11 protein-coding genes, 1 pseudogene and 1 CRISPR repeat array are annotated in these 13496 nt (G+C 53.2%); of the genes and pseudogenes, 8 read left to right on the top strand and 4 right to left on the bottom strand.

Features of this window, described 5'->3' with window-relative positions; genetic code table 11:
• Genes FEK47_RS19200 through FEK47_RS19190 form a run of 3 tightly spaced genes read left to right on the top strand, consistent with a single transcriptional unit; the run spans position 1 to position 3024 of the window.
• Positions 1 to 1410 (top strand): MFS transporter, encoded by a 1410-nt coding sequence (locus FEK47_RS19200; RefSeq protein ID WP_167854660.1) that lies wholly within the window; start codon positions 1 to 3, stop codon positions 1408 to 1410.
• Positions 1388 to 2167 (top strand): electron transfer flavoprotein subunit beta/FixA family protein, encoded by a 780-nt coding sequence (locus FEK47_RS19195; RefSeq protein WP_135487366.1) that lies wholly within the window; start codon positions 1388 to 1390, stop codon positions 2165 to 2167. Before FEK47_RS19200 ends, FEK47_RS19195 begins: the two co-directional genes overlap by 23 nt.
• Positions 2164 to 3024, top strand: a complete 861-nt coding sequence (locus FEK47_RS19190) for an electron transfer flavoprotein subunit alpha/FixB family protein (RefSeq protein WP_135487367.1) — start codon at positions 2164 to 2166, stop codon at positions 3022 to 3024. The genes FEK47_RS19195 and FEK47_RS19190 overlap by 4 nt, the downstream gene beginning before the upstream one ends.
• A 139-nt stretch (positions 3025 to 3163) precedes the next feature.
• On the opposite strand, the gene FEK47_RS19185 is transcribed toward FEK47_RS19190, so the two are convergent.
• The 4 genes from FEK47_RS19185 to queD form a co-directional block, all read right to left on the bottom strand.
• The gene (locus tag FEK47_RS19185) at positions 3164 to 3739 is read right to left on the bottom strand and encodes a glycerol-3-phosphate responsive antiterminator (protein WP_001130266.1); all 576 of its coding nucleotides are present in this window, start codon (positions 3737 to 3739) and stop codon (positions 3164 to 3166) included.
• A 16-nt stretch (positions 3740 to 3755) separates the two neighbouring features.
• On the bottom strand, positions 3756 to 4016 hold the full coding sequence (locus FEK47_RS19180) for a ferredoxin family protein (protein ID WP_135487368.1): 261 nt from the start codon (positions 4014 to 4016) through the stop codon (positions 3756 to 3758).
• Positions 4007 to 5278: an FAD-dependent oxidoreductase gene (locus FEK47_RS19175; protein ID WP_135487369.1), complete on the bottom strand. Its 1272-nt coding sequence runs from the start codon at positions 5276 to 5278 to the stop codon at positions 4007 to 4009. Before FEK47_RS19175 ends, FEK47_RS19180 begins: the two co-directional genes overlap by 10 nt.
• Before the next feature lie 77 nt (positions 5279 to 5355).
• Positions 5356 to 5721, bottom strand: a complete 366-nt coding sequence (queD, locus tag FEK47_RS19170; RefSeq protein ID WP_016159619.1) for a 6-carboxytetrahydropterin synthase QueD — start codon at positions 5719 to 5721, stop codon at positions 5356 to 5358.
• Positions 5722 to 6036: 315 nt separating this feature from the next.
• Here queD and cysJ point away from each other — a divergent pair, with 315 nt between their 5' ends.
• The 5 genes and pseudogenes from cysJ to FEK47_RS19140 all read left to right on the top strand — a co-directional run.
• Entirely contained in the window at positions 6037 to 7836 is a 1800-nt protein-coding gene (cysJ, locus tag FEK47_RS19165; protein ID WP_135487370.1) for an NADPH-dependent assimilatory sulfite reductase flavoprotein subunit, read from the top strand.
• Complete coding sequence (cysI, locus tag FEK47_RS19160; RefSeq protein ID WP_135403770.1) at positions 7836 to 9548, top strand: assimilatory sulfite reductase (NADPH) hemoprotein subunit; 1713 nt, start codon at positions 7836 to 7838, stop codon at positions 9546 to 9548. The genes cysJ and cysI overlap by 1 nt, the downstream gene beginning before the upstream one ends.
• Before the next feature lie 73 nt (positions 9549 to 9621).
• Positions 9622 to 10356, top strand: coding sequence for a phosphoadenosine phosphosulfate reductase (cysH, locus tag FEK47_RS19155; protein ID WP_032222508.1), 735 nt, complete (start codon positions 9622 to 9624; stop codon positions 10354 to 10356).
• A gap of 264 nt (positions 10357 to 10620) precedes the next feature.
• Complete coding sequence (locus FEK47_RS19145; protein WP_130214493.1) at positions 10621 to 10773, top strand: Hok/Gef family protein; 153 nt, start codon at positions 10621 to 10623, stop codon at positions 10771 to 10773.
• A gap of 194 nt (positions 10774 to 10967) precedes the next feature.
• Positions 10968 to 12561 (top strand): annotated as a pseudogene (locus FEK47_RS19140) (CRISPR-associated endonuclease Cas3''); the annotation flags it as partial.
• Positions 12562 to 13496: direct repeats of the CRISPR family, unit length 20 nt; unit sequence GTGTTCCCCGCGCCAGCGGG. It abuts the pseudogene before it with no gap.

Genomic DNA, 13496 nt, shown 5'->3' with positions numbered 1-13496 from the left:
ATGACGGGACGTTGCCTTTTCGGCTTCTCAGGCGAGAAGCCGTTCTTATTACCGGACAATGAAGGGGTAAAGATGAACACTTCACCGGTGCGAATGGATGATTTACCGCTTAACCGTTTTCACTGCCGCATTGCTGCGCTCACTTTCGGTGCGCACCTGACTGACGGTTATGTCCTCGGCGTCATTGGTTACGCCATTATTCAGCTTACTCCAGCCATGCAACTGACGCCGTTTATGGCGGGAATGATTGGCGGCTCAGCACTCCTTGGTTTGTTTCTTGGCAGCCTGGTGCTGGGCTGGATCTCCGACCATATTGGGCGACAAAAAATCTTCACCTTCAGCTTTTTGCTGATTACGCTTGCTTCGTTTTTACAATTTTTTGCCACCACGCCAGAGCATCTTATTGGACTGCGCATTTTGATTGGCATTGGTCTGGGAGGCGATTACTCAGTCGGTCACACCTTGCTGGCTGAATTTTCCCCGCGCCGCCACCGCGGTATTTTGCTGGGCGCGTTCAGCGTGGTGTGGACCGTAGGCTATGTGCTGGCAAGTATTGCCGGACATCACTTTATTTCCGAAAACCCGGAAGCCTGGCGTTGGCTGCTGGCATCGGCAGCTCTGCCCGCGTTGTTGATTACGTTATTACGCTGGGGAACGCCAGAATCGCCACGCTGGCTACTGCGACAGGGGCGTTTTGCAGAAGCTCACGCTATCGTGCATCGCTATTTTGGTCCCCATGTTTTACTGGGCGATGAAGTGGCAACGGCGACCCATAAACACATCAAAACCTTGTTCTCTTCGCGCTACTGGCGGCGCACGGCGTTTAACAGCGTCTTCTTTGTCTGCCTCGTAATCCCATGGTTTGTGATTTATACCTGGCTGCCGACCATTGCCCAGACTATTGGTCTGGAAGATGCGCTGACCGCCAGCCTGATGCTTAATGCGTTGTTAATTGTTGGCGCGCTGCTGGGATTAGTTCTGACGCACCTGCTGGCACATCGCAAATTTTTGCTGGGAAGTTTTTTGCTGCTGGCGGCAACGCTGGTAGTGATGGCCTGTTTGCCTTCCGGCAGTTCATTAACGCTGCTGCTTTTTGTTCTCTTCAGCACCACCATTTCGGCAGTCAGTAATCTGGTGGGCATTTTGCCTGCGGAAAGTTTTCCTACTGACATTCGCTCGCTGGGCGTCGGTTTTGCCACCGCCATGAGTCGACTTGGCGCGGCGGTAAGTACTGGCCTGCTGCCGTGGGTGCTGGCGCAGTGGGGAATGCAAGTCACCTTATTGCTCCTGGCGGCAGTGTTGTTAGTTGGTTTTGTCGTGACCTGGCTATGGGCACCAGAAACTAAAGCCCTCCCGCTGGTGGCGGCGGGAAATGTAGGAGGTGCGAATGAACATACTGTTAGCGTTTAAAGCCGAACCGGATGCCGGGATGCTGGCGGAAAAAGAGTGGCAGGCGGCGGCTCAGGGTAATAGCGGACCGGATGTTTCGCTACTGCGAAGTTTACTCGGTGCTGATGAACAGGCCGCTGCCGCGCTGCTGTTGGCGCAGAGAAAAAACGGTACGCCGATGTGTTTAGCCGCGTTGAGCATGGGGGATGAACGGGCATTGCACTGGCTGCGCTATCTCATGGCTCTTGGGTTTGAGGAAGCTATATTGCTGGAGACGGCGGCAGATCTGCGCTTTGCGCCGGAATTTGTCGCTCGCCATATTGCCGAATGGCAGTACCAGAATCCGCTGGATCTGATCATTACCGGCTGCCAAAGCAGCGAAGGGCAGAATGGACAAACGCCATTTTTGCTGGCGGAAATGCTGTGCTGGCCCTGTTTCACCCAGGTGGAGCGTTTCACACTCGACGCGCCGTTTATCACCCTCGAACAGCGTACTGAAAATGGGCTGCGCTGTTGTCGTGTCCGCTTGCCTGTGGTGATTGCCGTGCGCCAGTGCGGTGAAGTGGCCTTGCCAGTACCGGGAATGCGCCAGCGTATGGCGGCGGGGAAAGCGGAAATTATTCGCAAAACTGTTGCTGCTGAATCGCCAGCGATGCAGTGCCTGCAACTGGCAAGGCCAGAGCAACGACGCAGAGCGACGCTGATTGATGGGCAAACGGTAGCAGAAAAAGCGCAAAAGCTATGGCAGGACTATTTACGCCAAAGGATGCAGCCATGAATATCGCAATTGTGACAATAAATCAGGAACATGCCGCAATGGCGGGCTGGCTGGTGGAGCAGGATTTCAGCGGCAGCACACTAACGCACTGGCAAATCGAGCCGCAGCCGATGGTCGCGGAACAGGTGCTGGATGCGCTGGTTGAACAGTGGCAGCGAACGCCTGTGGACGTTGTTCTCTTTCCGCCGGGAACGTTTGGTGATGAACTGTCGACCCGGCTGGCCTGGCGTTTACATGGAGCCTGTGTCTGCCAGGTGATTTCATTAGATATACCGACCGCAAGCGTGCGCAAATCCCACTGGGGAAATGCGCTAACGGCGACGCTGCAAACAGAAAAACGCCCGCTATGTCTTTCCCTGGCGCGCCAGGTTGGAGCGGCGAAAAACGTCACGTTGCCCTCTGGTATGCAACAACTGAATATTGTTCCCGGAGCGCTTCCCGAGTGGCTGGTTAACATAGAAAACCTGAAAAATGTTACCCGTGACCCATTAGCTGAGGCCAGACGAGTACTGGTAGTGGGGCAGGGCGGCGAGGCAGATAACCAGGAAATCGCTACGCTGGCTGAAAAGCTGGGGGCAGAAGTGGGCTACAGTCGGGCGCGAGTGATGAACGGTGGCTTTGAAGCCGAAAAGGTCATTGGTATTTCCGGGCATTTGTTGGCGCCAGATGTTTGCATTGTGGCGGGCGCATCCGGTGCGGCAGCGTTAATGGCGGGCGTACGTAATAGTAAGTTTGTGGTGGCGATTAATCATGACGCCAGCGCGGCGGTATTTTCGCAGGCAGATGTTGGCGTGGTAGATGACTGGAAAGCCGTGCTGGAGGCACTGGTGACAAACATTCACGCAGATTGCCAATAACGTACAGCCGGATGCGGCGTAGACGGGTTTCGGGCTTGTAGGCCTGATAAGACGCGTCAAGCGTCGCATCAGGCGCTGAATGCCAGATTTGGCGTGCAGCCTACAAATCACACAAATTCAATTCGTTACGGTTATCCCGTCAAAGCAATTTTTTCGCTAACGTCCAGACCCCGGTATTCGTGGTGGAAAGCGCCACGACACCTGCGTTAATCGCATTACGCGCATCTTCTTCATCGCACACCAGCCCGCCAGCAATCAGCGGTTGGCGGATTTTTTCCGTCACCCAGCCCAGCACTTTGGGCATGCAGCCTGGCAGGATCTCAATACAATCCGGATTCGATTGCGCAACTTGCTTATCAATGTTGTGAAACGAAATCGAATCAACAATAAACAGGCGATGAATACAGAAAAAACCTTCCGCTCTTGCCGCTTTTAGCATCGATGCTTTGGTGCTGATAATTCCATCCGCCTCGGTCACCAGTTTCAAAAACTGAATCACCACTTCTTTATTTGACGCGCCTTCCAGCAAATCAACATGAATAAAAGCATATTTCCCGGCGTTCTTAATCTTTTTAACGATATTACTGATGGTGCAGATATTGCCGTACAACACGGAAATAAACTGGCATTCAGAATCGATGGCCAGTTGCAGGCTGGCATTATCTTTAACGGCAGCAATCACCGGATTCTGGCGGAGCAGGTGTAAGAGGGGCATAAATTATCCTTATTATTTATCCAAAACGGTAGGTGATGCCGAATCCGGAAGGTGGATAGCGCCACTGTTGTAGTGTTTTTTCGTCGCACAGCAAACGGCAGGTTCCGCACTCAAGGCAACTGCGATAATCAATACATAAGTCACCTTCTGGTGTGAGCGAAAAAAGACCAGCCGGACAGGCGTTAATCAACCGTTGTACCATCTGACGCTCAACGGAGTCAGCCGGAACAATGTGCGGCGCATCAGCAACGCGCCAGAGATTACGGGCTACAGACATCGCAGACTCCTGATAACATCGCCCGCCAGATGCCACAAGCCGTGACGACGTAAATGACGCCAGAATAACTGGCGCAGCGGTGGAACAGGTTTATCACCCTGATCCCATAAATCACGGGAAATATCCTGCATTAACGCAGGCCACGCACGGTACCATCCCGGGCGTTGCAAAAGCGCCGGAACATGCTGATAACGTTGTAGAACATCCCACAGCTGACTGCGTTCTATGTTTTGATGATAAAGCGGAAACAGATTTTGCGGCTCGCGGTGCTGGCAGGCGCTTATCAGCGTTTGTGCCGCCGCCTGTGCGCCAGTCAGCGCCATATCCATGCCGCGCACGGAGATTCCGGTATTGACGCAACTGCGTAACGCATCGCCCACCAGCAGCCAGCCGTTACCGGCGTATTGCACCGGCATACTGTGCAAGCCACCTTCTGGCACCAGATGCGCACCATACTCCAGCGATTCCGTGTTTTTGATAAGCGGACGTACTGCCGGATGCGTTTTAAAGCGAGCCAGCAGCTCGCTTGCCGGAACACGACTTTGCGTAAGGGAAGAGAGCGGGCAAACAATCCCTAACGAGAGCGTTTGTTGATTAGTATAAAGAAATGCGCCGCCGGGAAAGTCATCACAGATTCCGCCGCTGAACAGCAACGCTGCGCCTTCGTTATTCTCCAGATGAAAACGTTCTTCAATAGCGGATGTTTCCAGCGCCAGCACTTCTTTGATTCCTAACGCCATTGATTCGCCAGCAGGGCGGGTAACTAATCCATGGCGTTCTGCCAGGAGGCTATTGGCACCTTCTGCCAGGACGACATAACGGGCGCGGAGAATATCGTCACCACAGATAACGCCACACACTCTGCCGTTTTCTTCATACAGCGCATCTACCGTCGCACCAGGGATACACTCGACACCTTCTTTTTCGGCTTCGGCAACCAGCCACGGATCGAATCGCGGGCGTAACACGCTCCATGATTCACCGCTGGGCAGTAAGCTGGAAAATGTCGTGGCACCATCTGGTGTTAATAAAGAAAGACTTTCGTGGGTGATGCGACGCTCAAGGGGCGCGGTCAGATGAAATTGCGGGAGGAGTTCAGCGAGCGCATGGGTATATAAACGCCCGCCGGAAAGGTTTTTACTGCCGGGAATTTCAGCGCGTTCCAGTAACAGAACGGACAAACCTGCCCGCGCGCAGCGTAAAGCACAAGCGGTGCCTGCTATACCCGCACCGATGATAATAATGTCGCAGTCATCTTCCATGGTGTGCTCCAGATATCCTGAGCGCAACACCCTAACATAGCGTTACTTAAGGGAAATTGACCGCCGACACACTCTTATCATTCGCCGCGATAGATACAGCCTGCAGTGCAGGTTTCTTTCACCATCACTGCACTTAATAGCGGTACAACGGGTTTAACTTGATCCCAAATCCATTTTGCTAAAACTTCGCTGGTTGGGTTTTCCAGACCGGGTATATCATTGAGGTAATAGTGGTCGAGGCGATCGTAGGTCGGTTTAAACGCCGCTTTCAGTTCAGCGAAATCGATAATCCAGCCCGTATGCGGATCGACTTCCCCTGTGATTTCCAGGCGCACCATAAAAGAATGCCCGTGTAAGCGCCCGCACTTATGTCCCTGTGGGACGTGCGGCAGACGGTGAGCGGCTTCGAAGGTGAAATCTTTAAATAACGTGGTGGACATCATAATTTCTCTACAGGACGATAAAACCGCCGTAGAGTACCGGAAAGCCTGTTTTTTCGCATTACTAAAAACGGGTTTGTTGCGCAAAATGACCGATTTAACTTAATTGCGGTCGATATTTATTTATTTTTCATTGAGTTAATAAATCTATTTTGTTGTTAAAGACTATTGCTAAAACAGGTTAGTCGATTTGGTTATTAGTTATCGCTATCCCGTCTTTAATCCACCCCCTTCGCGCCGTTAACCTTACCTTCTCTTCTGTTTTATGGGCGCTGACAGGGCCGATAAACAGCTTTGCTTACTGGAACATAACGACGCATGACGACACAGGTCCCACCTTCCGCGTTGCTTCCGTTGAACCCGGAGCAACTGGCACGCCTTCAGGCGGCCACTACCGATTTAACGCCCACCCAGCTTGCCTGGGTTTCTGGCTATTTCTGGGGCGTGCTCAATCAGCAGCCTGCTACGCTTGCAGCGACGCCAGCGCCCGCCGCAGAAATGCCGGGTATTACTGTTATCTCCGCTTCGCAAACCGGCAATGCGCGTCGGGTCGCCGAAGCGTTACGCGATGACTTATTAGCGGTAAAACTGAACGTTAAGCTGGTGAACGCGGGCGACTATAAATTCAAACAAATCGCCAGTGAAAAACTGCTTATCGTGGTGACGTCAACACAAGGGGAAGGGGAACCGCCGGAAGAAGCCGTCGCGCTGCATAAGTTTCTGTTCTCCAAAAAAGCGCCGAAGCTGGAAAACACCGCGTTTGCCGTGTTTAGCCTTGGCGATAGCTCTTATGAATTTTTCTGCCAGTCCGGGAAAGATTTTGACAGCAAGCTGGCGGAACTGGGCGGTGAACGCCTGCTCGACCGTGTCGATGCCGACGTTGAATACCAGGCCGCTGCCAGCGAGTGGCGCGCCCGCGTGGTTGATGCGCTTAAATCGCGCGCGCCTGTCGCAGCACCTTCACAATCCGTCGCTACTGGCGCGGTAAATGAAATCCACACCAGCCCGTACAGCAAAGACGCGCCGCTGGTGGCGAGCCTTTCGGTTAACCAGAAAATTACCGGGCGTAACTCTGAAAAAGACGTTCGCCATATCGAAATTGACTTAGGTGACTCTGGCCTGCGTTACCAGCCGGGTGACGCGCTGGGCGTCTGGTATCAGAACGATCCGGCACTGGTGAAAGAACTTGTCGAACTGCTGTGGCTGAAAGGCGATGAACCTGTCACCGTTGAGGGCAAAACCCTGCCGTTGAACGAGGCGCTACAGTGGCACTTCGAACTGACCGTCAACACCGCCAATATCGTTGAGAACTACGCTACCTTAACGCGCAGCGAAACGCTGCTGCCGCTGGTGGGCGATAAAGCGAAGTTGCAGCATTACGCCGCGACCACGCCGATTGTCGACATGGTGCGTTTCTCTCCGGCACAGCTGGATGCCGAAGCGCTGATTGATCTGCTGCGCCCGCTGACCCCGCGCCTGTATTCCATCGCCTCCTCGCAGGCGGAAGTCGAGAACGAAGTACACGTCACCGTTGGCGTGGTGCGTTACGACGTGGAAGGTCGCGCCCGTGCCGGTGGTGCCTCCAGCTTCCTCGCGGATCGCGTGGAAGAAGAGGGCGAAGTCCGCGTCTTTATCGAACATAACGACAACTTCCGCCTGCCCGCTAACCCGGAAACCCCGGTGATTATGATTGGCCCAGGTACTGGTATTGCGCCGTTCCGCGCCTTTATGCAGCAACGTGCCGCCGACGAAGCGCCGGGCAAAAACTGGCTTTTCTTCGGCAACCCACACTTTACGGAAGATTTCCTCTACCAGGTGGAATGGCAGCGTTACGTGAAAGAAGGCGTGCTGACGCGCATCGATCTCGCCTGGTCGCGCGATCAAAAAGAAAAAGTTTACGTACAAGACAAACTGCGCGAACAGGGCGCGGAGCTGTGGCGCTGGATCAATGACGGTGCCCACATTTATGTCTGCGGCGACGCTAATCGCATGGCGAAAGACGTTGAACAGGCACTTCTGGAAGTGATTGCCGAATTTGGTGGCATGGACACCGAAGCGGCGGATGAATTTTTAAGTGAGCTGCGCGTAGAGCGCCGTTATCAGCGAGATGTCTACTAATGAGCGAAAAACATCCAGGGCCTTTAGTGGTCGAAGGTAAACTGGCAGACGCCGAGCGCATGAAGCTTGAAAGCAACTATCTGCGCGGCACGATTGCTGAAGATTTAAATGACGGCCTGACCGGTGGGTTTAAGGGCGATAACTTCCTGCTGATCCGTTTCCACGGTATGTATCAGCAGGATGACCGTGACATCCGCGCCGAACGTGCTGAACAGAAGCTGGAACCGCGTCACGCGATGATGCTCCGCTGTCGCTTGCCGGGTGGTGTAATCACCACCAAACAGTGGCAGGCGATCGACAAATTTGCGGTGGAAAACACCATTTACGGTAGCATCCGTCTGACCAACCGTCAGACGTTCCAGTTCCACGGTATTCTGAAAAAGAACGTCAAACCTGCGCACCAGATGCTGCACTCGGTCGGTCTGGATGCGTTAGCCACCGCCAACGACATGAACCGTAACGTGCTGTGCACCTCGAACCCGTTCGAGTCGCAGCTGCATGCGGAAGCGTATGAATGGGCGAAGAAAATTTCTGAACATCTGCTGCCGCGAACCCGCGCCTATGCGGAGATCTGGCTCGATCAGGAGAAAGTCGCCACCACCGATGAAGAACCGATCCTCGGCCAGACCTATCTGCCGCGTAAATTCAAAACCACGGTAGTGATCCCGCCGCAGAACGATATCGATCTGCATGCCAACGACATGAACTTCGTGGCGATCGCCGAAAACGGCAAGCTGGTGGGCTTCAACCTGCTGGTGGGCGGTGGGCTTTCCATCGAACACGGCAACAAGAAAACCTACGCCCGCACTGCGAGCGAGTTTGGCTATCTTCCGCTGGAGCATACGCTGGCGGTGGCGGAAGCCGTCGTGACAACTCAGCGTGACTGGGGTAACCGAACCGATCGTAAAAATGCCAAAACTAAATACACGCTGGAGCGCGTGGGGGTTGAGACGTTTAAAGCGGAAGTGGAGCGTCGCGCGGGGATCAAATTTGAACCGATCCGTCCATATGAGTTCACCGGACGAGGCGATCGTATTGGCTGGGTTAAAGGTATTGATGATAACTGGCACCTGACGCTGTTTATCGAAAATGGACGCATCCTTGATTATCCGGGGCGTCCGCTGAAAACTGGCCTGCTGGAGATCGCGAAGATCCACAAAGGCGATTTCCGCATTACGGCGAACCAGAATCTGATCATCGCCGGTGTACCGGAAAGCGAGAAAGCGAAGATCGAGAAGATCGCCAAAGAGAGCGGGTTAATGAATGCCGTCACGCCGCAGCGTGAAAACTCAATGGCCTGCGTGTCATTCCCGACTTGCCCGCTGGCGATGGCGGAAGCGGAGCGTTTCCTGCCGTCGTTTATCGATAACATCGATAATTTAATGGCGAAACATGGTGTCAGCGATGAGCATATCGTGATGCGTGTAACAGGCTGCCCGAACGGTTGTGGTCGCGCGATGCTGGCGGAAGTGGGTCTGGTGGGTAAAGCGCCGGGTCGCTACAACCTGCATCTTGGCGGCAACCGCATGGGGACACGTATCCCACGGATGTATAAAGAAAACATCACCGAGCCGGAAATCCTGGCGTCGCTTGATGAACTGATAGGGCGCTGGGCGAAAGAGCGTGAAGCGGGTGAAGGCTTCGGCGACTTTACGGTGCGTGCGGGCATCATTCGCCCGGTGCTCGACCCGGCGCGGGATCTGTGGGATTAACCATCAGCCCGGTCTTGTAGGCCTGATAAGACGCGACAGCGTCGCATCAGGCAAGGCAAACAGTGAGGAACTTATGTCCAAACTCGATCTAAACACCCTGAACGAACTGCCAAAGGTAGACCGGATTCTGGCGCTGGCCCAAACTAACGCCGAACTGGAAAAACTGGACGCTGAAGGCCGCGTTGCCTGGGCGCTGGATAATCTGCCCGGTGAATATGTGCTTTCTTCCAGCTTTGGCATTCAGGCGGCGGTGAGCCTGCATCTGGTGAACCAGATTCGCCCGGATATTCCGGTGATCCTCACCGATACCGGTTATCTGTTCCCGGAAACTTACCGCTTTATTGACGAGTTAACGGACAAACTCAAGCTCAACCTGAAAGTGTACCGTGCTACCGAAAGCGCCGCCTGGCAGGAAGCACGCTACGGCAAACTGTGGGAGCAGGGCGTTGAAGGCATTGAAAAATACAATGACATCAACAAAGTCGAACCGATGAACCGGGCGCTGAAAGAACTGAATGCGCAAACGTGGTTTGCTGGCCTGCGCCGTGAACAATCCGGCAGCCGCGCCAATTTACCGGTGCTGGCAATTCAGCGTGGCGTATTTAAAGTGCTGCCGATTATCGACTGGGATAACCGAACTATTTATCAGTACCTGCAAAAACATGGCCTGAAATATCACCCATTATGGGACGAAGGATATTTATCGGTGGGAGATACCCATACAACCCGTAAATGGGAACCCGGCATGGCGGAAGAAGAAACGCGTTTCTTTGGCTTAAAAAGAGAATGTGGGTTACACGAAGGGTAAATATTGCCGGATAAATTAAACGCCTCTGTCAGAAATGATGGGGGCGTTTTTATTTTGCGAGCAGCATTCCTGATTTTAAACGTGAACGCCGCTGGAAGAATTAACAGGTATAGAATGGCGTTGGGTGCTTGAGGCTGTCTGGCGTTAAGCATTCGCGAGGTTCCAGATGGACAAAAGCCCCAGGCGATATTTCTATCAACCTGAGGCTTACGTTCGAACCCAAACAATTCGAATGTTAGTCTCTTCTTTGCAGGGAGGCAAGACATGCTGACAAAATATGCCCTTGCGGCAATCATCGTACTGTGTTGTACAGTACTGGGATTCACGCTGATGGTAGGCGACTCGTTGTGTGAGTTGAGTATCAGAGAACGTGGTATGGAGTTTAAGGCTGTTCTCGCTTACGAATCGAAGAAGTAGCCACCACGCGGGGGTAAAACCCCGCGTACTGAATTGTGATGGTTTGGTCTCCTGCACCCTTTTTTAATTTATATTTTTCATGTGAATATTATGCCTGTGTTTATTATTCATATATAGTACAGATGAAAATCATTGAGTTATTCATAATGCAAATATTTTATTGAACGATATATATCACAGATAATTTTTAATATATGCGTAAATATCCTTTAAGTTTTACTGAAGGATAAAAACATTGTGACTTTCTTTGATTTCTGGGGAAAAACCCGACGTGGCGAGAAAGAAGGTGGTGACGACTATCACCTTCTTTGCTGGCATTCGCTTGATGTAGCCGCAATGGGCTATTTAATGGTTAAAAGCAACTGCTTCGGGCTGGCTGACTATTTTCGTCAATTAGGTTTCGCTGACACGGAGCAGGCAGCACAATTTTTCGCCTGGTTGTTGTGCTGGCACGATACTGGAAAATTTGCCCGCTCATTTCAGCAACTTTACCGGCACCCACAACTCAAGGTTCCGGAAGGCGCAAGAAAGAATTACGAAAAGATCTCTCATTCAACGCTGGGCTACTGGCTGTGGCATCATTATTTAAGTGAATGCGAAGAATTGCCTCCTGCCTCTTCACTCTCTCCGCGCAAACTTAAACGGGTGCTGGAGATGTGGATGCCCATGACTACCGGGCATCATGGTCGGCCCCCTGACCGTATTGATGAACTGGATAATTTTCTGCCTGAAGACAAAGCTGCCGCACGAGATTTTCTCCTTGAAATCAAGGTACTGTTTCCGCTCATCGAGATCCCCGCATTCTGGGATGATGACGAGGGAGTTGAACTTTTAAAACAACTTTCCTGGTATATCTCTGCAACCGTCGTACTCGCAGACTGGACGGGGTCGTCAACGCGGTTTTTTCCACGCGTCGCACGTGCTATGGATATTGAAGATTACTGGCAGAAAACTTTAGTTCAGGCTCAAAACGCATTAACCGTCTTTCCTCCAAAAGCAAAAACTGCACCTTTCACCGGAATTAATACGCTGTTTCCTTTTATTGAGCACCCGACACCGTTACAGCAAAAGGTGCTGGATCTGGATATCAGCCAGCCAGGGCCACAGTTATTTATTCTGGAAGATGTGACTGGCGCAGGTAAAACAGAAGCGGCGCTTATCCTGGCGCACAGGTTGATGGCTGCGGGGAAAGCACAGGGTTTGTTTTTTGGCCTGCCAACAATGGCAACGGCCAATGCCATGTACGATCGGTTGGTCAAAACCTGGCTTGCTTTCTATTCGCCAGAATCTCGCCCCAGCCTGGTGCTGGCACACAGTGCCCGCACATTAATGGACCGCTTTAATGAATCACTCTGGTCTGGTGATTTAGTCGGGTCAGAAGAACCGGACGAACAAACGTTCAGTCAGGGATGTGCGGCCTGGTTTGCCGACAGTAACAAGAAGGCGTTGCTGGCTGAAATTGGCGTCGGCACTTTGGATCAGGCGATGATGGCGGTGCTGCCGTTCAAACATAATAATCTGCGGCTTCTGGGGCTGAGTAATAAAATCCTGCTGGCTGATGAGATCCACGCCTGTGACGCTTACATGTCGTGCATTCTTGAAGGGTTGATCGAGCGGCAGGCGCGCGGCGGAAACAGCGTCATTTTGCTTTCTGCTACGTTATCCCAACAGCAGCGCGACAAACTCGTCGCCGCCTTTGCGCGTGGCGCAGAGGGTCAGCAAGAAGCTCCGTTCCTGGAAAAAGGAGATTACCCCTGGCTGACGCATGTCACGAAATCGGATGTGAATGTGTTCCCCGCGCCAGCGGGGATAAACCGTTTATCAGCCCACTCAACCCCCGTCATCGGTAGTGTTCCCCGCGCCAGCGGGGATAAACCGTTTGATAAACCAGCGGCGGCGGGGTGACAATGGTGTTCCCCGCGCCAGCGGGGATAAACCGTATATAGCGTGAATTTTGCGAATTATGCACTGGTGTTCCCCGCGCCAGCGGGGATAAACCGGCGCGGTCGCTGCAATTATGGGCGTTGGCCGCGTGTTCCCCGCGCCAGCGGGGATAAACCGTTATCCCATTCCTCGATTCTGACTCTTTATCGGTGTTCCCCGCGCCAGCGGGGATAAACCGCCAGCCTTTCTCCCAGGCTGGCAAAGGCGCTGGTGTTCCCCGCGCCAGCGGGGATAAACCGCCGCTTGGCGTATTACAGCGCGACTACGCGGGGTGTTCCCCGCGCCAGCGGGGATAAACCTGAGTCAGAGGCATCAATCACTACACTGAATAGGTGTTCCCCGCGCCAGCGGGGATAAACCGACCATATCGAATTGATGGCGCGGGCGGGCTACGTGTTCCCCGCGCCAGCGGGGATAAACCGCCTTATACGATGTCAATGGTGCCAGAAATTTAGTGTTCCCCGCGCCAGCGGGGATAAACCGACTTATTCATAACATCATAGCCAGCCAATAATGTGTTCCCCGCGCCAGCGGGGATAAACCGGAACACCGGCGCGAGAATAAATGAGGCGCTGGGTGTTCCCCGCGCCAGCGGGGATAAACCGCCACCTCAGAACGCGTCGACTGGAGCGCACCAGTGTTCCCCGCGCCAGCGGGGATAAACCGCGGAAAGGTTGCAAAGCCGCTAAAATGACGGAGTGTTCCCCGCGCCAGCGGGGATAAACCGTATTTACAATGTAAATATAAATGTATTTCAATGTGTTCCCCGCGCCAGCGGG

Source organism: Escherichia sp. E3659, assembly GCF_005781135.1.
Lineage (GTDB): Bacteria > Pseudomonadota > Gammaproteobacteria > Enterobacterales > Enterobacteriaceae > Escherichia.
The sequence above is the reverse complement of the archived record's forward strand: the minus strand, read 5'-3'. Positions and strand labels throughout refer to the sequence as shown.